This is a genomic window from Endozoicomonas sp. Z74, from assembly GCF_057680865.1.
The window spans coordinates 1-22518 of sequence record NZ_JBLYZI010000098.1 but is presented as its reverse complement, the minus strand read 5'-3'; the positions used below and the strand labels follow the sequence as shown (position 1 = coordinate 22518).

The 22518-nt window shown below is 52.2% G+C and carries 17 protein-coding genes and 1 pseudogene; 11 read left to right on the top strand and 7 right to left on the bottom strand.

Annotation, left to right across the window (positions count from 1 at the left end; genetic code table 11):
• Positions 1–108: 108 nt before the first annotated feature.
• Positions 109–894 (bottom strand): inositol monophosphatase family protein, encoded by a 786-nt coding sequence (locus tag ACNRUY_RS21190; protein WP_488113659.1) that lies wholly within the window; start codon positions 892–894, stop codon positions 109–111.
• A 173-nt stretch (positions 895–1067) separates the two neighbouring features.
• Between ACNRUY_RS21190 and ACNRUY_RS21185 the strand changes: the two genes are divergently transcribed.
• The 11 genes from ACNRUY_RS21185 (at position 1068) to hypB (ending at position 13726) form a co-directional block, all read left to right on the top strand.
• Entirely contained in the window at positions 1068–1316 is a 249-nt protein-coding gene (locus ACNRUY_RS21185; protein ID WP_488113658.1) for a hypothetical protein, read from the top strand.
• A 235-nt stretch (positions 1317–1551) separates the two neighbouring features.
• Positions 1552–2091, top strand: a complete 540-nt coding sequence (locus ACNRUY_RS21180; protein ID WP_488113657.1) for a 4Fe-4S dicluster domain-containing protein — start codon at positions 1552–1554, stop codon at positions 2089–2091.
• Between the two features lie 42 nt (positions 2092–2133).
• Complete coding sequence (gene fdhF, locus ACNRUY_RS21175) at positions 2134–4275, top strand: formate dehydrogenase subunit alpha (protein ID WP_488113660.1); 2142 nt, start codon at positions 2134–2136, stop codon at positions 4273–4275.
• Positions 4276–4353: 78 nt separating this feature from the next.
• Positions 4354–6516: a sigma 54-interacting transcriptional regulator gene (locus ACNRUY_RS21170; protein ID WP_488113656.1), complete on the top strand. Its 2163-nt coding sequence runs from the start codon at positions 4354–4356 to the stop codon at positions 6514–6516.
• Between the two features lie 48 nt (positions 6517–6564).
• Positions 6565–7503 carry a formate dehydrogenase accessory sulfurtransferase FdhD gene (gene fdhD, locus ACNRUY_RS21165; RefSeq protein WP_488113655.1) on the top strand — a complete coding sequence of 313 codons (939 nt, stop codon included), beginning with the start codon at positions 6565–6567 and terminating at the stop codon, positions 7501–7503.
• Positions 7504–7506: 3 nt separating this feature from the next.
• Complete coding sequence (hypF, locus tag ACNRUY_RS21160) at positions 7507–9876, top strand: carbamoyltransferase HypF (protein ID WP_488113654.1); 2370 nt, start codon at positions 7507–7509, stop codon at positions 9874–9876.
• An 85-nt stretch (positions 9877–9961) separates the two neighbouring features.
• Positions 9962–10216, top strand: coding sequence for a HypC/HybG/HupF family hydrogenase formation chaperone (locus ACNRUY_RS21155; protein WP_488113653.1), 255 nt, complete (start codon positions 9962–9964; stop codon positions 10214–10216).
• Positions 10213–11361 carry a hydrogenase formation protein HypD gene (hypD, locus tag ACNRUY_RS21150; protein WP_488113652.1) on the top strand — a complete coding sequence of 383 codons (1149 nt, stop codon included), beginning with the start codon at positions 10213–10215 and terminating at the stop codon, positions 11359–11361. Before ACNRUY_RS21155 ends, hypD begins: the two co-directional genes overlap by 4 nt.
• 28 nt (positions 11362–11389) lie before the next feature.
• A complete protein-coding gene (gene hypE, locus ACNRUY_RS21145) occupies positions 11390–12385 on the top strand; it encodes a hydrogenase expression/formation protein HypE (protein WP_488113651.1) in 996 nt (331 codons plus the stop codon).
• Between the two features lie 11 nt (positions 12386–12396).
• Positions 12397–12747: a hydrogenase maturation nickel metallochaperone HypA gene (gene hypA, locus ACNRUY_RS21140; RefSeq protein WP_488113650.1), complete on the top strand. Its 351-nt coding sequence runs from the start codon at positions 12397–12399 to the stop codon at positions 12745–12747.
• Between the two features lies 1 nt (position 12748).
• Positions 12749–13726, top strand: a complete 978-nt coding sequence (gene hypB / locus ACNRUY_RS21135) for a hydrogenase nickel incorporation protein HypB (protein ID WP_488113649.1) — start codon at positions 12749–12751, stop codon at positions 13724–13726.
• A 148-nt stretch (positions 13727–13874) separates the two neighbouring features.
• On the opposite strand, the gene ACNRUY_RS21130 is transcribed toward hypB, so the two are convergent.
• The 6 genes and pseudogenes from ACNRUY_RS21130 to ACNRUY_RS21105 all read right to left on the bottom strand — a co-directional run.
• Complete coding sequence (locus ACNRUY_RS21130; protein WP_488113648.1) at positions 13875–18104, bottom strand: Tle-like phospholipase domain-containing protein; 4230 nt, start codon at positions 18102–18104, stop codon at positions 13875–13877.
• 20 nt (positions 18105–18124) lie between these two features.
• The gene (locus ACNRUY_RS21125; RefSeq protein ID WP_488113647.1) at positions 18125–18982 is read right to left on the bottom strand and encodes a hypothetical protein; all 858 of its coding nucleotides are present in this window, start codon (positions 18980–18982) and stop codon (positions 18125–18127) included.
• Positions 18983–19078: 96 nt separating this feature from the next.
• Entirely contained in the window at positions 19079–19903 is an 825-nt protein-coding gene (locus ACNRUY_RS21120) for a hypothetical protein (RefSeq protein ID WP_488113646.1), read from the bottom strand.
• A gap of 117 nt (positions 19904–20020) precedes the next feature.
• Positions 20021–20863 carry a hypothetical protein gene (locus ACNRUY_RS21115; protein WP_488113645.1) on the bottom strand — a complete coding sequence of 281 codons (843 nt, stop codon included), beginning with the start codon at positions 20861–20863 and terminating at the stop codon, positions 20021–20023.
• Positions 20864–20881: 18 nt separating this feature from the next.
• On the bottom strand, positions 20882–22291 hold the full coding sequence (locus ACNRUY_RS21110) for an HlyD family type I secretion periplasmic adaptor subunit (protein ID WP_488113644.1): 1410 nt from the start codon (positions 22289–22291) through the stop codon (positions 20882–20884).
• Positions 22292–22518, bottom strand: a pseudogene (locus tag ACNRUY_RS21105) (hypothetical protein); the annotation flags it as partial.

Genomic DNA, 22518 nt, shown 5'->3' with positions numbered 1-22518 from the left:
TGATTAGTATGAATCATAAGGGTTACCTTTTTACGATTTAGATTTCAGTGATTTCACCCTCTATCTAAATCGGTAACCCTTCCCTTTTTTGAAGAGGGAATTGTCAGATCAGATCTGAACTAATGCATTTTTATGAATGCCTGGGGTGGATGCAAGAACATAATTTCCTTTTGTGAGAAAATCAGAACTGATTTTGTAATTGTTGGTAACTCCTCCAGCTTCCTGAATGAGTAACAAACCCGCGAGGCAGTCCCATGAATTTAAATGCGCCTCATAGTAACCAATTAATTTTCCTGCTGCTACATAGGCCAGCATCAATGCCGCAGAACCATTACGATAAAACATTCCTCCCATTTGTAATAAATTATTAAGAAAAGGAGTGATTTTGTCTGCTGACATTCTGGTTGAAATGCCAACGCCAACTAACCCATCATTTAGCGAACTTACGGTATTAACAGTTATCTTTTTTTTATTTAGATAAGAACCACAGCCTGACATTGCATGAAATAATTCTTCATGCACAGGGTCATACACAACAGCAATTTTAGTTTTTTTCTGTTCATCAAGAAGTGCAATAGATATACACCATGATGGTAAACCAAAAATAAATGCGCTGGTACCATCAATCGGGTCAATAACCCAGGTATGACTGGAATTATCTCCTGTCAGACCTGATTCTTCGCCAAAAATAGTATCTCTGGGATATTGGGTGTTGATTTTTTTACGGATAAAGTCTTCTGTAATTCGATCTGCTACCGTTACTAGATCTTGCCCGTCATTACTCTTTTTTTCAATATTGAGTTGCTCTCTATTTTGATAGTGATCAAATGCAAGTCTTCCTGCTTCCTGTGCTACTTTTTTGATAAAAAGATACTTGTCCGATAAGTTTTCCACTTAACTCATCTCCAGAAATAAAATCTATATTTTAATAGTGCGCTTATTGAAATATATATTTCATGACCCATGTCAAAATACAATCACAAAGTGCTAGTTTTTCCTGAATCTGTAGGCATAGAGCTGCATAGTTTTTCTCAAAATCAGACGACACAAGCTCCAGCGAGAACCTTATGCACAGCCTGGTGCACCCTGGTGAGCTGCTGAAAGAGTTTTACCTTGGGGGATTGAATCTGGGCATGAGTGAAGCAGCAGGTGGCTGGGTATTGACCGGAAAACCCTGCCATTCTGAAAACCCAACAGCTACTGTTCAACTGTCCGTCGTTGTATTCAGCCTTCGTCGTCGCTCTGTTGTCGATATGTCGAAGATCGTCACTTATGACGATTCTGGCTGCTGGTTTTCGACTTTCTGTTCTCATTGATTGCTCTGCGCGTTTTTCTGGACATGGTGAATGTCTTGATCGACGCAGCGTGCAGCGATACTTAAACTTAATTTTTTGCTTGTGATAAGACATTGGCACGCTATCTGCTTGAGGGAGCCACTCGAGCCGGTGTGCCTTTTATCCGGCTGTCCTAATCACCCACCTGTTGTTCAGTTGATAGTTGAATCGATGGTTCAATCGGTTGTTCAAGAGGGTGGTCATAAGGGAAAGGGTGATGAATACGTTTATTTTTGCTGACTCCCAGTCCTGCATTGGGTGTCGCACCTGTGAAGTGGCCTGCGTGCTGTCGCACCAGGCTGAAAACTCGGTCAGCGCCATTGATCCGGCCAACTTCACGCCCCGTCTGCAGCTGGTGAAAAACGCCCGGGTGACGGCTCCGGTCATGTGTCGTCAATGTGAAGACGCTCCCTGTGCCCAAGTCTGTCCGAACCATGCGATCTATCGTGAGGATAACCAGGTCAAGGTAGACCAGGAGAAATGCATTGGTTGCAAGACCTGTGCAATTGCCTGCCCCTATGGCGCGATGCAGGTTGTGACCCGGTCAGCCCGAAAAGGCTCCGGTCTGCTGGCCGTGGAAGAAACCCGGGCGGAAGCGCTCAAGTGCGATCTGTGCAGTGACAACCCGAAAGGGCCGGCCTGTGTCCGGGTATGTCCTACCGGTGCCCTGCGCATAGAAACCGCAATGGATCTTGAAGAAGCGGCTGCCAGAAAGCGGGATGCGGCCGCCATGGCGATGGAAGCCTGTCAGGCTTAATGTTTGTTTGACGCTTTTTACGAATCAAGTGGTAATCAATCGATGAAAAAAGTGAATACGGTGTGCCCGTATTGCGGGACCGGGTGCAAGCTTGACCTGCTGGTGGAAAACGACAAAGTGGTGGGGGCGGAACCCGCCAATGGCCGGACCAACCAGGGTGAGCTGTGCCTGAAAGGCTACTATGGCTGGGATTTTCTGAACGACACTAACCTGCTGACTCCGCGGCTGAAGAACCCGATGATCCGTCGCCAGAAGGGCGGAGAACTGGAGCCTGTCTCCTGGAAAGAGGCGATTGCCTTTGCCAGTGAAAAGCTCAAGGGGATCAAGGCCAAGTATGGCCCCGATGCCATCATGACCACCGGCTCTGCCCGTGGGCCGGGTAACGAGGCGAACTTTGTGATGCAGAAGTTTGCCCGTGCCGCCCTTGGCACCAACAACGTGGATCACTGCGCACGGGTGTGACACGCACCGTCAGTCTCCGGTCTGGAGACCACTGTAGGTAACGGAGCCATGAGCAACTCCATTACTGAAATTCAGGACACCAAGTGTCTGCTCGTATTCGGTTACAACGCGGCTGACTCCCATCCGGTTGTGGCAAAACACATTATCAAGGCCCGTCAGAATGGCGCCCAGATCATTGTCTGTGACCCACGCAAAATTGAAACTGCGCGGATTGCCGACCAGTGGCTGCCGTTGAAGAACGGGACCAATATGGCGCTGGTGAACGCCTTTGCCCATGTACTGATTGAAGAAGGTCTGTACGACCATGAGTATGTGGCCAATTACACCGAAGGGTTCGAGGAGTTCCGCCAGATCGTCGCCCGATACACGCCGGAGTACGCTGAGGAAATCACCGGTGTGCCTGCTGCCGATATTCGCAAGGCGGTTCGCACCTATGCTGCGGCTTCAGAATCCATGATTCTCTGGGGTATGGGCGTCACCCAGTATGGCCAGGCGGTGGATGTGGTTCGTGGCCTGGCCGGGCTGGCACTGCTCACTGGTAACTTTGGTCGCCGTGGGGTGGGCTGTGGTCCGGTCCGTGGCCAGAACAATGTTCAGGGGACCTGCGATATGGGGATGCTGCCCCATCAGTACCCAGGTTACCAGAGTGTTGAAGACGACGCTGTCCGGGCGAAGTTTGAGAAAGCATGGGGTGTTTCATTGTCGTCTAAACCGGGTTATCGCCTCACCAACCTGAACCACAAGGTTCACGACGGTGAATGCAAGGCGTTTTATATCTTCGGCGAAGACCCAGCCCAGACCGAGGCGGATCTGGCTGCCATGCGCAAGACCCTGTCCAATATGGAACTGGTGATTGTTCAGGACATCTTTATGACCCAGACCGCTGAAATGGCGGACGTGATTTTCCCGGCCACCAGCTGGGGGGAACATGAAGGGGTCTACAGCAGTGCCGACCGGGGCTTCCAGCGCTTCAGCAAGGCGATTACCCCGCCGGATAACGTCAAGACCGACTGGGAAATCTTCTGCCTGATGTCTGAGGCCATGGGGTACTCCATGTCGTACAGCAACACGAAGGAGATCTGGGATGAGATTCGTTCGTTGTGTCCCCTGTACGCCGGGGCTACTTACGAAAAGATGGAAGGACTGAAGTCGGTTCAGTGGCCCTGCCCGACGGAAGACCATCCAGGCACTTCCTGGCTGTTTGAGGGGAACCGGTTCACCACTGACAACGGCAAAGGCAAGTTGATTGCTGCAGAGTGGCGTCCTCCTCTTGAGCAGCCGGACAGCGACTACCCGCTGGTGCTTTCCACGGTCCGGGAAGTAGGGCATTACTCCTGCCGCTCCATGACCGGAAACTGTTCTGCCCTGCAGACCCTGGCCGATGAGCCGGGCTATGTGCAGATGCATCCGGACGATGCAAAGGCCCTGGGTATCCGTGATCAGCAGCTGGTCTGGGTCGCTTCCCGACGGGGTAAGGTGATCAGCCGGGCTGCCTGTAATGAACGGGTGAACAAGGGCGTGGTGTACATGACCTACCAGTGGTGGATTGGCGCCTGCAATGAGCTGACCATTGAGCATCTGGATCCCATCTCCAGCACACCGGAGTACAAATACTGTGCGGTGAAGGTGGAGCGGATTGAAGATCAGTCCTGGGCGGAAAACCATGTGCAGGTAGAGTACAGCGGTTTGAAGTCAAAACTGCGAAAAGCGGCCCGCGTTTAAGGGTATTTCCCGATGACAGTTAACCGGCAATAGCTGGTTAACTGGTTGGGTATTCATCAGACAGAGTCAGGGTAACCAATGCATTACAAGTCGATACAACTGCTTGTCAATGACGTGGAAACAAAGTGGGACCATGACTTTATCGCCCTGTCTGACAAATTGCTCGAAGCCCGGAGCTGTCTGGCATTTGTTGAAATACTCAATCAGTGCGAACTGGACTTCGTCCATCTTTCCGCCATTCACCTAGTCATTCACGATTACCTGGGAAAGGGATGTGCCATTTTTGGTGTCCATCCGGACACCGGTCGTGGTATTCAGCGGGAAAAACCGGCTTGCCCAATGCCCGATCATGCCCTGGCCGACCAGGAAAATGGGGAGCGGGAAATCATCAACCTGATGGAAGGTGAATATTTTGCGGCTCAATTTCCAGGGTTGAGATCCGACCCTCTCTATTCACGGCTGAAATCTTATTGTCAGTTTCCTCTGACCTCGGGCAGGCACCTGGGGGGCATTGAGTTCATCAGTAATGAGCCCCTGGCGTTTTCCGATGAGGTGCTGCCAAAGCTGAAACAGCTTTCCTATCTGATTACCACCATCCTTAACAGCGTTCTGCGTCGTGAACGCTACAGCCAGCAGGCGGTTGAGCTTCGTTCCGAGCGTGATTACAACCAGGTTCTGGTGGATGTGACCAATGCGGTGATCAGTCAGGACACCATCGAGAGCCTGATCTCCGATCTGTCCGGCTCATTACACACTTACTTTGATATTGAATACGTCAGCCTCAAGTACTTTTCAAAAAAACTCAATGTTTTTGAGTGCTACACCATCTGGCCGGGTAAAGATGACCGGGTTGCCTATACGATAGAAGACGCCGGCCAGGAATGTCTTCATGAGCTGAAAGCATTTAATAACCTTGAGCCTCAGGTGTTATGCAACGACTCCCAGGATGAGATGAATGGCATTTGTATTCTGCCATTGATTTTCCGGAATCAACCCCACGGAGTTATCCGGCTCGGCCACCGGGAGTGCGGATTCTTTAATTCCTGTGATCTGGATCTGCTGCAGAAGATTGCCGCCAGAACGGCAATGACCCTGCACAGTGTCCAGGTCTATCAGAAGGAGCATACTTCTGCGATGCCCCTGAACCGGGTCTCCCTGAACACCCGGGTTCACAAGCACCAGGTGTTCGGTGAAATCATCAGTCAGAGCAATGTGATGAACCAGGTGCTGGAAAAAGCGGCCATGGTGGCAGACAGCCATTGTACTGTATTGATTCTCGGGGAAACCGGCACCGGTAAAGAGCTGATCGCCCGGGCGATTCACCGGCTCAGTCAGCGCAGCGGTCGAGAGATGGTGAAAATGAACTGCTCTGCGGTGCCTTCCGGCCTGTTCGAGAGCGATCTGTTTGGCCATGAAAAAGGAGCCTTTACCGGCGCTCTTGCCCGGCGGGCCGGGCGTTTTGAACGGGCCGATAAAAGCACTCTGTTCCTGGATGAGATCGGGGATATGCCTCTGGATCTGCAGCCCAAGATGCTTCGGGTGCTTCAGGAGAGTGAGGTGGAGCGGGTTGGCAGTTATCAGCCCATTCCCGTGGATGTACGGGTGATTGCGGCCACCAACTGTGACCTGTTGAAGATGGTGGGGGAAAAGCAGTTCAGGAGTGACCTTTATTACCGGCTCAATGTTTTTCCCATCACTCTGCCGCCACTGCGTCGGCGGCGCGAAGATATACCGTTGCTGGTCAAACACTTTACGGAAGTGTTTGCCCGGAAGATGAACCGGAACATCTCCTGTATTTCTGAAGATGATATGGCCTGGCTCTGTGCCCAGTCATGGCCGGGAAATATCCGTGAGCTCAGAAATGTGATTGAGCGTTCAGTGATATTGACCCGGGGCAGTGTTCTTAATGTCTCCTATGAAGAGACCCGCTCCAGAGCAGAAACCCCGGCGACACCGATGGAGTTTCTGGTGTCGGGAAATGATTCACCGGGGGGGGGCAGCGCTCAATCTGGCACTGCAGGCTTTGTTGACGACTCTATTACAGGCACTTCTGCCCCTGCACAGAACGTTGACAGGGACCGGATTATCCAGGCTCTGAAGAATTGTAATGGCGTGGTGGCTGGTCCGCGGGGAGCTGCACAGCGGCTGGGCATGAAAAGAACGACTCTGCTTTCCCGGATGAAACGCCTGGGCCTGTCGGCCAGGGATTTCAGCTGGGCAGCTAGCGGGTCCGGGCAGTAAGGGATTTAAGTGAATGGTTTCTATGACGCGCTCTGATGGACGACACCTATGGACAGTCTAGTAACTTTTGTTAATGAGTATGACATTCCGGGGAGTGAAACCGCCGGGAATAAAGTCCCCAGGAATAAAGCGATGGGCCCTGGATATCAGTCCGTTCCCGTCTGTCGAATCGGTGGGAGGGAGAGCACTTCATTTGAAGTGTCAGTGACCAGCGATGTGCTGGTGGAAGAAGTCCCCGTTGCCATTGTCTACAACGGCATTTCCCATGCGGTACTGATGGGTCTTCCTTCTGATCTGGAGGATCTGGCGGTTGGCTTTTCCCTGACCGAGGGAATTATCGATGATTTTGCCGATGTTCGGGACATGGAGGTCACTTCGGGCTGTTCCGGTATTGAAGTGGCGGTGGATATTTCCCCCCGCTGTTTTCAGCGCCTGAAATCAAGAAGGCGGAGTCTGGCAGGTACCACCGGGTGTGGGATATGTGGTACCGAACAGTTATCCCATGTCAGCCGGGAGCTACCCGGGGTAGCAAAGCGGCTGGTGATGGATGCCCGACAGATTGATCGTGCTTTTGAGCAACTGAAACAGCAGCAATGGTTGAATCACCAGACGGGGGCCACCCATGCTGCCGGATGGTTAAATGCCAAGGGCGAACTGTCCGCGGTGAGGGAAGATGTGGGGCGGCATATTGCCCTGGATAAATTGATCGGCCATCTGGCCCGGAAGGGCTTCTGTGGAGGGGCGGCTCTGGTTACCAGTCGGGCCAGTTTTGAAATGGTCCAGAAAGCGGTAGTGGCGGGCATCGAAGGACTGTTTGCCATTTCCGCCGTGACCCGGAAAGCGGTGACGCTGGCGGAGCAGTCCAACCTGACCCTGGCAGGTTTCTGTCGCCCGGGGCGATTGAGTGTTTACACGCACAGTGACCGGATCCGGGAGGTGCAATATCCGTCAGAAGAGCCCGCTACTGTTTCTGTTGAGGTTGCCTGAACAGTGAACAGGCTGGCTTCTCTATCAACCGAACCCAGGGTGCGTAAAGTCATCAAGGTGTCTGGTATTGTCCAGGGGGTGGGGTTTCGCCCTACGGTTTACCGGCTGGCGGTTGAGCGTCAGCTGTCCGGTTTTGTGCTGAACAATGGGCAGGGTGTTCGCATTGAGGTAGAAGGCCCGGTGATAGGAGTTGAGAGCTTTCAGAGGGCTCTGACTGCGGAAGCGCCGCCACTGAGCCGTATCGATCAGGTGGATGTTGAGGAGAGCCCGTTGGCCAGTGACCGTGAGTTTGTTATCCGCTCCAGTGACAGCCGTCGGGTGACGGATATCAGCATACCGGCGGATAAGGGAGTCTGTTCTCACTGCCTGAAGGAGACGTTTGAGCCAGGCAACCGCCATTACCGATACCCATTTACCAACTGCACACACTGTGGGCCAAGGTACAGTCTGGTTCGGCAGTTACCCTATGATCGCCCGGCCACCAGTATGTCGGCATTTGATATGTGCCCTGCCTGTGCGAGGGCATACAGCGACCCGCTGGATCGCCGTTACCACGCTCAGCCGGTCAGCTGCAATCACTGTGGACCCCAGCTGCGGCTCACTGATTCTGAGGGTGTTGTGCTGGCCCGTCGGGACGAAGCCATGATGGGCGCGGTAGATGCCCTGAAACAGGGAAAGATTGTCGCTGTCAAAGGCATTGGCGGGTTTCACCTGATGTGTGACGCCAGTCGTACCGGTGTGGTCGCCCGGCTGCGGGAGGGCAAATGCCGTCCTCGAAAGCCTCTGGCTATTATGGTGAACAGTCTTGAAATGGCTGAACCGTTCGTGGTTGTGACGCCGAAGGAACGGGAGCTGCTTAGTTCTCCGGAACGGCCGGTAACCCTGTTAAGGAAAAGGTCCGGAAAAAAGGCGGCAGGTTGTCTGGCGGAAAATATTGCGCCGGGTGTTCCCTGGTTGGGAGTGATGCTGGCCTACACGCCTTTGCACTACCTGTTAATGGAGTCCATTGAAACTCCGCTGGTGGCTACCAGTGCCAACCGGTCAGGCATGCCCATGTTGACGGAGTGCACGGACGTGATTGAGCAACTGGGGAGTCTGGTGGACCGGGTTCTGGACCATAATCGCCCGATTGTTCATGCCTGTGATGACAGTGTTGCCCAGATAGCAGGAGGCTGTCGTCAGATTCTGAGGCTGGGACGAGGCTATGCTCCCCTGATCCTCCCCCTGGAAAAGGAGGTTGACCGTCCACAGCTGGCTCTGGGCGCCCAGCAGAAAGTCAGCATCGCCCTGGCGAGGGGGCGGCAGATGGTGGCCGGGCCCTACCTGGGGGATCTGGACAGCCTTGAGATGGAGGCATGGTTCAGTGATCACTTGAGAGATATGAGAGACCTGACCGGTATTGAGCCTCAAAGGGTGATTTCAGACCGGCATCCGGAATATGCAACCACCCGGATGGCGGCCAGCATGAACTCCGAGGATGGAAGAGAGTTAACGGCGGTTCAGCACCACCACGCCCATATTCTTTCGGTAATGGCAGAACATCAGTTGACCGAAGAAGTTCTGGGCTTTGCTTTTGACGGCACCGGATACGGTGATGACGACCATGGCCTTGAACAAAAAGCTTTCCGTAAAAAAGGCAGCGGTCTGATTTGGGGCGGTGAAGTTTTGCTGGCGGATGTACACCAGGCCCGGCGTTGTCATCACCTGAAGCCGTTCCGGTTAATCGGTGGCGAGCAGGCCATCAAAGAGCCTGCCCGTATCCTTCTGGGAATGCTGCTGGAGTATTACCGGCCGGACCAGATTCGTGCCATGGACCTCCCTTCTTTCCGATACCGACCTGAGACCTGGCTGGATAACCTCTATGCCGTCTGGCAGAACGCCCAGCGCTCCCCGTTAACCACCTCCATTGGGCGGATGATTGATGGTTGGGCCAGTCTTCTTGGATTGGTGGATTCGGTAGCTTTTGAAGGGGAGTGTGGCCTGGCTCTGGAAAATGAAGCGGTAACCGGTCAATCCATTGCCTTGCAAGCCCCGGCTTTTTATCTGGCGGATGACGGTGTTATCCAATGGGATCGTCAGCTGGAGTGGTTTATCCAGCATCGTCGTCAGTTGTCTGTACCGGATATGGCAAGCACCCTGCTGACGTCTATTGCCCGGTTGGTGATTGATATTGCTGACCGGTATCCGGATCACAAAGTGGTGGTCAGCGGTGGTGTATTCCAGAACCGCACTCTTATGGACAATCTGATGGACACCCTGGCGACCCGTTTCCCGTCCCGGAAACATCCGTTATTAATGTCAGAAAACCTGCCCCTCAATGATGGCGGAATATCCGTGGGCCAGTTATGGCATGGGTTGATGTCACACCCGTAATTACTTGACAGGCCGTACTTCGGGAGTGTGGGAGACCATACCCCCGGGACTTTTGCGGCAACCTCACACTCTGGTTTAGTTTTTTATGTGTTTATGTATTCCCTCAAAAATCATTGAGCTTTATCCGGACAGTACTGCCCTGGTGGACACTATGGGCGTCCGGAAACAGATCAGCACCCATCTGTTAAGTGAGCCGCTTTCGGAAGGGGATTACCTGCTGATCCATGTGGGGTTTGCCATCAGCCGGATTGATGAGCAGGACGCCTTGGCGAGCCTTAAAGAGTACCGGAAGCTGATGGAGGAAATGGGTGAGGAAGAGATTAAGGCGATGTTGATATGAGCGCTGATATGAATGCGGACAGCAAAGAGGTTCATGGGCTGTACACCGGCTTCAGAAATCCCGCCGTCATCAGGGCTCTGGTGAAAAAAATCACCTCCCTGGCGGAACAGCTGACGGAGCCGGTGAATATTATGGAGGTATGCGGAGGCCATACCCACACCATTATGAAGTATGGCCTTAACCAGCTGCTGCCGGAGCCTATTGAGTTTATTCACGGCCCTGGCTGTCCGGTCTGCATCATGCCGAAAGAGCGGATCAACCATGGGGTGGAACTGGCGGAATCTCCGGAGGTTATCCTGGTGACGCTGGGCGACATGATTCGTGTGCCTGGTTCCCGGGGCAGCCTGGCGGAATGCCGGGCCCGGGGAGGGGATGTCCGGGCCGTTTATGATCCCATGGATGCCCTGAAAATTGCCCGGGATAATCCGGATAAGAGGGTCGTCTATTTTGCCATCGGTTTTGAAACCACCACTCCCATGACCACCGTATTGCTGGAACTGGCAGAACAGCAGCAGGTCCGCAACCTCTATTTTCATATCAATCATGTCCTGGTGCCGCCAGCGGTCAGGGCGGTTCTGGCCGATGGCCGTTCCAGGGTGAATGCACTGATTGGCCCTTCCCATGTGAGTGTTGTGGCCGGGGCAAAAATCTATCAGCCCCTGGTGGATGAGTATGGTGTGCCGGTGGTGGTCAGCGGATTCGAGCCGGTGGATGTACTGGAGTCGATTCTGGCCATTGTTGAGCAGAAGCTGGCGAGTAAGCCCGAGCTGTCTATTCAGTATTCAAGGGCGGTGACATGGGAAGGTAACCGGTCTGCCCAGGAAAAAATAGCAGCCGCCTTTTCCCTGAGAACGGATTTCCGCTGGCGGGGACTTGGGGATATTCCCGGTTCAGCGTTGCAGTTGAAGGAAGAGTTTGCCCACCGTGATGCGGAGCTGATCTTTTCAGACCGGCTATCCCACAAGGAAATCCCGGACCACAAAGTGTGTATCTGCGCAGATATTCTCCGGGGACACGCAAAACCAAACCAGTGTCGTGCTTTTGGCAAGGCCTGCAACCCTTCCCGGCCGATGGGGAGCTGTATGGTCAGCTCCGAAGGGGCCTGTAATGCCTACTTCCGCTACTCCGATATGGCTGCTCAGTGATTTGTAAGATTAATTGTAAGAAATAACGATGATGAAAACCGTTCAATTGAGTCACGGCAGTGGCGGCGAAGAGATGGGCAGTCTGGTAGAGAAGCTGTTTTACCGGCACTTCAATAACGACATTCTGCTCAGGGCGGAAGATGCCGCAGTGCTGCCCATGAATGGCCCGGTAGCTTTTACAACAGACAGTTTTACTGTGTCTCCCCTGTTTTTCCCCGGAGGCAATATTGGCAAGCTGGCGGTGGCCGGTACGGTGAATGACCTGGCCATGGCTGGAGCCAGGCCTCAGTACCTCAGCAGCAGCTTTGTGATTGAGGAGGGCTTCTCTTTCGGGGCTCTCACCGACATTGTTAAAAGCATGCAGGCGGAACTGGAGAAGTCCGGGGCGAGCATTGTCTGTGGGGATACCAAAGTGGTACCCAGGGGGACCCTTGAGGGGCTGATTATCAACACCAGTGGTATTGGGACCGTGCAGTACCCTGGCCTGTCTGCCAGCCATGTGCAGGACGGAGATGCGATTCTGGTTTCCAGAAATATTGGCTGCCATGGCAGTTGTATTCTGATGGCCAGGGATGAGCTGAAAATGGAGTCGGAGCTGGTCAGTGACTGTGACACGCTCTGGCCCGTGGTCAATAAACTGATTGAGTCCGGTGTTCTGCTTCATGCCCTCAGGGATGCGACCCGGGGGGGGCTGGCGGCGGTGCTGAATGAGTGGGCAAATGCCTCCCGAGTTCAGATCGAGGTGAACGAAGAGCGAATTCCCGTGCTGGATGAAGTGCGGGGGTTGTGTGAACTCTACGGTTTTGAACCCTGCGATCTGGCTAATGAAGGCACCATGATCCTGGCTGTTCCCGAAAAGGAAGTTGACAGGGCTCTGCAGGTGCTCAGGCAGTTTAATAACGACGCCTGTTGTATTGGTCATGCCTGTGTTTCTGACAGGCACAAAGTGGTTCTCAAATCCCCCTGGGGCAGCAGCCGTTATATGGAAATGCCCCGCGGTGAACTGTTGCCGCGTATTTGTTAAAGGCTGTTGATATGCATGAAATGTCCCTGGCCATGAACGTCATTGACCTGGCGGAAGAGCACTGCAGAAAACAGGAAGGCCAGCCCGTCCGCCGGATTACCGCGCTTTGGCTGGAGATTGGTGCTTTGTCCTGTGCCACTCCGGAAACCATTCGCTACTGCTTTGAGATTGCTTCCCGGGAAACCCTGGCGGAAGGTGCCTTCCTGCATATCCACAAGCCTGTCGGAGAGGCCTGGTGCCTGGATTGTGAAGCGACGGTTCCCCTGGAAATACAGGGGGCACCCTGTTCGAACTGTGCCGGATTTAATTTGAAACTGACGCAGGGTGATGAACTGCGCATTAAGGAAATTGAGGTCGAATAATATGTGTGGTGTTTGTGGGTGTGGCGACAGCCGGATTGAAGGCAGCCCTGAGCGTAATAACAGCACTGAGCAGAGCGGTGATAGAAGTCATGGACACTCCCATGTTCATGATCATTCCCATGGGCCAGCGACGGTGATCGTTCATCACCATCACTATTATTATCCACAGGGGCAGAATGGCTCTGTTGCGGTTGATAGCCATGGTTCCGGGCATCATCACCCCTCTTCAAACCACTCTTCAAATAAAACGTTTAATCAAAAGGGTGAGGAGCAGGGTTTACGCTATTATCCCGAAGAGAATCAGGGAGAGGACCATGGAGAGCCGGGCATCAGCCAGCGTCGTTTGATGAAGATTGAACGGGATGTTCTGGATAAAAACAACCATCTGGCCCGTCATAACCGGGAGCACTTCCGTGAAGGGGGACAACTGGTATTGAACCTGGTGTCCAGCCCGGGCTCCGGTAAGACTACACTGCTGGTGGAAACCCTGAAAACGCTGAAGGGCAAGCGTTCCTGTGCCGTGATCGAGGGGGATCAGCAGACGACCAATGACGCTGACCGTATCCGCGCAACAGGTACCCAGGCATTACAGATCAACACGGGCAAGGGCTGTCATCTGGATGCCCGGATGGTTCATGATGCCTGTCACAAACTGGCGCTGGAAAACGACTCGCTGCTGTTTATTGAAAATGTGGGCAACCTGGTCTGTCCCAGTAGTTTTGATCTTGGGGAAAAATACAAGGTGGCCATTCTGTCGGTGACTGAGGGGGAAGACAAACCTCTGAAATACCCCAATATGTTTGCCGCTTCCCAGCTGATGATTATCAATAAGATTGACTTGCTGCCTTATGTTTCCTTTGATGTGGAGCAGTGCATTGAAAATGCCAGAAAGGTGAATCCTTATATTCAGGTGATTCAGCTATCGGCTACTACAGGGGAAGGGATGTCGGCCTGGTTGAGTTGGTTGGAACAGGCCTGAGAAAAAAGCCTTGAATAAGGGAGTGTCCTTCAATGGCTTGCCAAACCTGAGTTTTATGGCTGAAGGAACGTCTGCCCAAAATGAGTAGAGGTTCAGGCGATTAAGTAAGGAAGTCCTGGCCAGGGACTTCCTTACGCTTGTTTCCAGCTTAAGCAGCCTGCCAGCTGGCAGCGATCACCGGACTGATCTGGTCCCGGGTCTCCTGGGGTAGCTGGACATCTCCTGCCGGAGGTGCATCGAACGCAGCCATTGCATTGACCAATGAATCCACCTGATTTGCATACAGTACACTCTCTCCCACATGGAATTCATCAACGCGATACTTGCCCGTATCGACAGCGGCATCAGAAAACCATCGCTCCACAGTCAGTTGGTCATTGCTTCCGATAACACTGATTTGAAGGTGACTCCCTTTTTGGGAAAACCATAGGTCATCGATTGTTAAACCGGAAATATCAATAATATCCAGCTCGTTTTCACTGGCATCATTGATTCGGTCCTTTCCGGCACCCATGCCAAAGTGATAGGTATCATTCCCGAGACCACCGGCCATAAGGTCATTACCAGTGCCTCCATCAAGGAAGTCGTCGCCTTTGTCTCCATAAAGCGTATCCTGACCTGACTTCCCGTAGAGGGTGTCATTTCCGTTACCGCCATTCAGGGTGTCGGCACCATTGCCACCATCCAGCCAGTCAAGACCATCCCCGCCCTGAAGGAAATCATCCGAGCCACCGCTGTAAAGACTATCGTTGCCAGATGCCCCGTATAACTGGTCAGCGCCATCACCTCCGATCAGGTGGTCATTCCCGCTCCCTCCGTCAAGCCAGTCGTCTCCAGCCTCGCCTTTTAGCAAATCATCATCATTATTGCCGAAGAGAACATCATTGCCCGTGCCTCCCACCAGCTCATCATTACCAAAGCCGCCTTTCAGTTCATCATGGCCAGCACCACCATTGAGCCAGTCGTCCCCGCCTTCACCCTGAAGGCTGTCGTTATCATTATTCCCATAGAGCCGGTCATTGCCACCCCCGCCAAGCAAGAGGTCGTCCCCGGCCGAACCGGACAGCGTATCATTGCCACCATCTCCCATCAGCGTGTCATTGCCATCCGCCCCTATCAGCTCATCGTTGCCGCTGCCCCCCATAAGCTCATCATCCCCGGTGCCGCCATTGAGCCAGTCATTTCCGCCGTCACCTTCCAGCCGGTCATTTTCACTGTTACCGTAAAGGGTGTCATTACCAGCTCCTCCCAGGAGAATGTCGCTGCCAAAAGAACCCGTCAGGGTATCATTACCGCTATCACCAAACAGCTCATCATCTCCGTCCATTCCATACAGGTCGTCATTACCGGCACCACCCAGGAGCCTGTCGTCACCCAGTCGGCCCATCAGCAGGTCGTTACCTTCTCCCCCCATAAGCGTGTCATTGAAGCCACTCCCCAGCAGAGTATCGTTTCCACCATTTCCAAGGAGGAACGCTGGCAAGTCTTCGCTGGCAATCAAATCATTACCGTGACCTCCTACCTCGAGGAAACCGAACACTTCATTATCAAAGTGTTCCTGTAATTGGGGATGGTCGTCCATGGCATCTACAAGCTTCTGCTTGAACACTTTGTCCAGAGTATGGTCATACTCAATTAAGGTCACGGCGATGATCAGTTCTTCTGTTACCTGTTCAGAGCCGGGGGGCAGCTCAGAAAGGGCATCAACGATTCTGTCAAAGGTCTGTTCAACGACTTCCTGGCGGGTTTCATCATAACGGAGCAAATCATTTTCTGCGTCATAACTCATTCCCGGCAGCCGGTCGTCCAGCAGCCCATTGGCCACTGAAAACTTGGCCAGCATATTGCGGTTTATTTCATTCCACTGTTGCTGAAAGTAGGCAACAGGTCCCAGCACAGACCAGTCAATCAGGCTATGGTTGTGGTATTCATCATCCAGTACTTCTGAGTTTCTTCCACCGGCGTATGCCTGAATCAGTGCCAGCTGTTCAACGGAGTAAGACACCGATTCAAACGATTGAACCCCGTCGGCATTATAATCAAAACTCACCCGGCCCGTAGTTTCATCCAGGGAACCCAGGTCACCTAACCCAAGGTTAACCAGCTCAGCGTTTTCAGTGCTGGCCCACATGTGGAGAACGCTGTCCAAATCCGTAGCCAGCTGACTCAGGGAAGGACTTTCCAAAAGGTCAAAGACAGCATTTTTCAGGGCGGGGCTCATACTCATGGCAATATGCAGATCAGCCATGGTGCCATATCCCTTGATATTGGCTACCTGCCTGACGCTTTCATCCAGTGTGTAATCACCAATGAAGTGGCTGTAGGAAGCCTCAGTCCAGAGATCCACATCGGCCGCTTCACCCCGGGTACCATCCGTCCAGGTAAACTCACCCTTATGGGTAATCGTGCCTTTGTCGGCCATCTGTCCGAAAACCGAGCCTGCCACCTCATGATTTGCCAGAGAGATACTTTGAATGCCCGCTGCTGATAACGTTTTCAGCTCCCCATCCTGGCTTGAGGCATCGCTGTTAGCATCCTGCCATACCAGTAATTCGCCAAAACGTTCATCATGACGATCAATGATGCCATCGCCGTTGGAGTCCAGCCCTGCCAATTCTTCAAATCCGGTTTGCGTGTCGTCACCAAACAGTTCCGAAAGACCGTTGATGACCCCATCCTGATTGGCATCCAGGGCCAGGAAGCCGTCACCGGAAGAAATCCAGGAAGTCTGTATGGCAAAGTCCGGGTTATTAATGGAGAAGTAGGTGTTGTGCTCCCTGGCATTCACCAGCTTGACACCATCCCCATTCAAATCGAGCACCAGGGGGTCAAAGCTGTCTCCCCAATCATCGCCTCCATAGCTGTAGTCATCGTACCAGCTGTTTTCGTATTCACTGGCTGCCCAGTCGGTGAAGTCCGTCGCGACCTCATCGGTCCAGCTGGTAAAATCCTCATACGTTTCTTCGGTATAATCCGTGACATCACCCCAGAAGTCTTCGGCCATATCAGAGAACAAATTCCAGCCCTCTTCAACCGTATCGGTAAAACTGTCCCAGCCTTCACTCACCCACTCGGTAGTACTGTCCCAGGCTTCTTCCAGGGCATCGGTGGTGGCATCGTACACACTGTCCAACGTCTCAGAGACACCGGTCCATGCCTGGTCAAAGGCATCACCTATGTCTTCAACAAAACCTTCAATCGTATCGGTGGTGCTGTCCCAGGCTTCGCCGATCACTTCCGAGGTTGAGTCCAGGGCATCACTGATGCCACCGCTTAAATCATCAACCACCGTTTCTGTGATGTCGGAGATTTCCACAAAAAAGTCTTCAAAAAAGCGGGTCACTTCATCAAAAGTCTCTTCTGCCAAAGCAGCAGTATCATCAAATACCTCCGTAAGCCAGTCGGCCGCACTGTCGGAGGCCTGAACAATCTCATCCATGGCCTCCTTAACCTGCTCCTCCGTCCATTCATAGGCGGCATTCAGGGCATCTGTTCCGTCTTTTATCAGCCCGACCACCTCATCCATGGCCTCGGCCGCAGCATCGGACAGCTTATGAAAGGGGTCTTTTGGCCAGGAGTCAATTTCATCGGGAGTGGGGTTGGCGGAGGCCCCTTCTGGTGGAGTGCGTAAAAAATCAACAAAATTCGTGATCGTATGCTGTTGATAGAGGGAATATGCATAGAATGCCGCTGCAAGGGCCGGGTTAGCGGAATTCATAAACAGATAAGCGGTGGCAGCATATATCGAAGCATTACCTTCGGTATTGACTTCCACTTCGCGGCCCAGAAACTCGCGGTCAGATACAGCACTGAAAATCGAACCGTCTTCTGTATAGTTGATGAGCTCTCCCACCCCCTTGGCCGTCAGCCCATGTTTATCCAGGTAACTCTGGTAGCCTTCGTCCTGCACAATGGCACTGGCCTGGGGGGCATCAAAGGTACTGCCTCCCAGGCCAAAGGTGTGGGCAATGACCTGGGCATGGCCACCGCCCAGTGAATGGCCTGTGACATCAATGGTGATGCCCGGGTGTTCTTTTTCAAGGTGCTCGATGATCTGCCTGGAATAGTCCAGGGATTTTTCAAACTGCTGATGAAATCCCCCCGTCATAAAGTCAGCATCGGCCGACAGGTCGTTGGGATCTGTAACCTGGGTACCGGCCACTGTGATCACGGCATAGTGACTGCCATCATCCAGCGTTTTGATATAGGTATCGATTTGCAAGCCACTGGGAATATGGTCATTTTTAATATCAGAAACAACCTTTGTGAAATCGTTTTGATCATTCCCGTCTTCATTGTCGTTAATTTTCTTGTCTCTTTCCTCATTGTCCTTATAGACCTCTTCAGATAACAGGGCGTGTTCATAAATAGTACTCATCGCTGCTTCCTTTTGCTTTTTTATTGATCACCAGAAAAACGTTTTTTGACAAGATCCAGCGTTGTTTTACCTTTCCTGTCACGGTCACTCGCCCTATTTACTCGATCCATAAAACTCCTGGGTATTTGCGCTCTGTACATAACCTTGCGGTCTTTAAAAAAGTCTTCGCCGAGATCATAAAAAGTGATCGCTGGAATCCCTCTTTCCTCCGTTGGCAAAGAAGAGCACAAGGTATTCACACTTATAAAATCGACCTCTTTAAGAAGTTCTCGATCAAATGCTGTAACCCAGAATCCGCCATCTCCATACTTCTCGTCAAAAGTATTGAAGCCAGAGTTTAATGTGTAATCAATCAACGGCAAACCAAGCATTCCCTTACGGCTGTTATGCTTACCGGGAACTCCAGGGTCATAGTAAAAACTTTCCTCTTTTTTTTGAGGTAGTAAGAACCGGGCAGAGTTTTTGTTGTTTCTTACTTTAAAGCCCTGGGGACGGTCATCCTTCCAGGGCAGGTTGGCATTTTTTGGAATGTACAGATCAAAACGACACTTCAGATCTTGTGAACAGGCAGAGGGGTCCCTGAAAAAACCACAGGTCACCGACGACTGGGGTTCCACGCGAAACGCCACCGCATCGGCACCTGCAAGGCGGTCATCCACCCACTGTTCCGCCATGCCATAGCGTTTGGCAAAGGCCGAGGTGTAGACCCAGGTAAAGGGGTCCTGTAAAGCCCCTGAACTGGCATCTTTCGCCCCCGTTTTAAGATGTTCCGTAACCTCTCTTTCATCGCCGGAAATACCCCCGGACGATACCCCATAAACCGTTTGCGGCAGCCAGATACCCAGGCCATACACCGCCAGTAACCTTAACCATTTCATACGGATACTCCATAAGGCCTTATCATTCTCAAGCGACCACTTCAGATAACAGGGCGTGTTCATAAATAGTACTCATAGCTGCTTCCTTTTGCTTTTTTATTGATCACCAGAGAATCGTTTTTTTACAAGATCCAGTGTTGTCTTGTTTTTTCTGTCACGGTCACTCGCCCTATTTACTCGATCCATAAAACTCCTGGGTATTTGCGCTCTGTACATAACCTTGCGGTCTTTAAAAAAGTCTTCGCCGAGATCATAAAAAGTGATCGCTGGAATCCCTCTTTTCTCCGTTGGCAAAGAGGAGCATAGTGTGTTTACGCTTATAAAATCGATTTCTTCAAGAAGCTCCCGATCAAATACGGTAACCCAAAATCCACCACCTCCGTACTTCTCGTCAAAAGTATTGAAGCCAGAGTTTAACTTGTAGTTAATCAACGGCAAACCAAGCATTCCCTTACGACTTTGATGCCTAGCAACATTAGGTTCATAAAAGAAATTTTCCTCTGGAATTTGAGGTATCAAAAACCGGGCAGAGTGTTCGTTGCTTCTTACTTTAAAGCCCTGGGGACGGTCATCCTTCCAGGGCAGGCTGGCATTTTTCGGGATGTACAGATCAAAACGACACTTCAGATCTTGTGAACAGGCAGAGGGATCCCTGAAAAAACCACAGGTCACCGACGACTGGGGCTCTACCCGAAATGCTACCGCATCGGCACCAAGTAACCGGTCATCCACCCACTGTTCCGGCATACCATAGCGTTTTGCAAACGCTGATGTATAAACCCAGGTAAAGGGGTCTTTCAAGACTTTCTCTGGTTCCCCTGTTTTGACATTTTCCGGAACCACTCTTTCACCGCTGCCAATGACTTCGGATGAGGTTCCATAAACCGTTTGCGGCAGCCAGATACTCAGGCCGTATAACACCAGTAACCTTAACCATTTCATATTGCTATCCCGTTATGCCTAAGGATTTATCCTGTAATAAATTCCCCGTTTCCGCTCACCCTGAGCTTGTCGAAGGGGGGGCAGAACTCCATAAGCTCAACCCGAGGCAGGCTCACCCGTCAATTTGCCATCAGGACTGTGAAAATAAGCTGAATTCACTCGATCCATAAAGCTGCGTGGAAGTTGGGCACTGTAGACCGCGCTTCGGTTTTCAGTGTTCTTTTTATTGGATTCACCGGACTTGTAAACAGTAATGGCGGGTATCCCCTGTTTTTTCTCTGGCAGGGCGGAGCAGCGAGTGGTGGTGCTGATGAAATCAGTTTCTTTGAGATAGTCTCTATCAAAAAATTCGATCGAGAATGCGCCATGTCCATATTGTGCATCAAACGAGTTAAAGCGCGAATTCACGGTATACCTCATCGAAAACAAGCCCCCTGGGCTGTTTTGAGTGTTATGTGGATTCAATGCCGTCGGATCATACATAAACTCATCTTCTTTTCTCTGGGGTACCAGAAACCGGGCGGAATGCACGCTGCTTCTGCTGTTAAACCCCTGGGGTCGATCGTCTTGCCAGGGGAGGTTGGCTTTTTTCGGGAGATAAAAATCAAAACGGCATTCCAGGATCTGCCGACAGTCGTCCTGGCCTTCCCCAAAACCACAGGTTATCGAAGGCTGAGGTTCCAGCCGAAACGCCACCGCATCTGCGCCTTGTATCTGGTCATCCACCCACTGTTCGGGCATACCATAACGCTTTGCAAACGCCGACGTGTAGACCCAGATATAGGGGTCTTTTAAAAAGATGCTGGGGCTTCGTTTAATGGCGTTTTCCGGATAAAACAGATCGGCATAAGTGACGGTTACTCTGGGAGCCGCCCCAGTCACCAGTTGTGGAAGTAAAACTCCCAGACAAAGCACCGCCAGTAACTTTAACCCCTTCATACAGCAAACCTCTGCGTGTTATCGTTCACGAATACTCTCCTGCTTAAACCGCAACAGCGGGCTTAAAAAATACTCAATCAGTCGTCTTTGCCCGGTTTTGATCTCCACCGCTACGCTCATGCCCGGTGACAGGTTCACCCTGCGGTTGTCTACCTGCATCCAGTCTTTTTCGATCTGGACATTGACCAGATAACGCAGGCCCTGCTCTTCATCGGCCACGGCATCGTTGGAAATTTGTGTCAGTGCCCCATCAATCAAACCGTATTTGGTGAAGTTGAATGTGTCGATTTTGACCGCGGCCCTCTGCCCTTCCTGCACAAACCCGATGTCTTTGTTAAGTACCCAGGCTTCCACTTCCATGGTGGCTTCAGAAGGAACGATCTGCATCAAAGCCTGAGCCGGTTGTACCACACCACCCACAGTATGTACCTGCAACTGCTGGACGGTGCCATTAATGGGTGAGGTGATCTGCTGCTGTTCGTGGAGCTCTTTTGCCTTGATCCGCTCCTGCTCCAGACTGGCCAGTTGTCGATGGAGCTGCTCCTGTTGATCCAGACTTTCCCTTCGTTTTTGGGCATGGAGGCTGAGCAGCTGGTTTTGAATCTCTTCCTGTTCCGCTGCCAGCTGTTGCACAGCAGCCTGTTGCGCCTTGATGTCCTCTTCCAGCTCAATGCGTTTTTGTTCCAGCTCCAGGTATTGGACTTTGGAGCCGTAGTTCTTTTTATACAGACCCTCCATTGCCTTCGTGCGCTCTTCAATCAACGGCAGTACCCGTTGCAGTTTGGTGACGACGGCCTCAATGGTCTGCTGTTCTGCGCCCTTGCTTTTGATCTGGCTTTTCAGGGTGTTGCTGGCGGTGGTGCAGTCCTCTATCTGCTGGGTCAACAGTTGCTGTTCAAACGTCAGCTGTTCTTTATTGCGCTCACCGGGTTTCAGGTGGTTGTTCAGTGCGGGTACAGCCCGTCCCGATGCTTCTGGTTGGTCCAGGTAAGTAACAAACGCCTGCTGTCGAGCCAGCTGCAAGGCAAGGGCTGCTATTTCCTGTTTTAACCGCACCCGCTCCGCTTCGGTGACCGTATCCACCAGGGTGATCAGCGGGTCACCGGCTTTGACTTCATCTCCTTCTCGCACATGGATGGCCTCCACCTCACCAATCACCATGGGTTGAATGGTTTTGACCCGTTCACCGGGGACGATTTTCCCCTGGGCCGTAGCCACAATGTCGATTTTTCCCACACAGGCCCAGACAATGGCCACCACAAACAGCACCGCAATCACCTTGATGATCATTCGACTGACCGGGCTCGCAGGGGTGTCTTCCACCTCCAGGGCCGCTGGCAGAAACTGCCGACGAGTGTTGTCCAGAGCATCGCGGTTTTCCAGGCGGCCCAACAGGCGCTCGGTGATACTTGTAAACAGGGATTTCATTTACACCACCTCCCGCAAGCCATGCTGATGGGCATTCAGCCTTGCATAATGGCCACCCAGTTTCACCAACTGATCGTGGTGACCCCCTTCCACAATGCGTCCCTTATCCATCACAATAATCCGGTTGGCGTTGCGCACCGTGGACAGGCGATGGGCAATAATAAAGACCGTGCGCCCCTGACTGATCCGCTTCATGTTCTGCTGAATAATGTGTTCCGATTCATAAT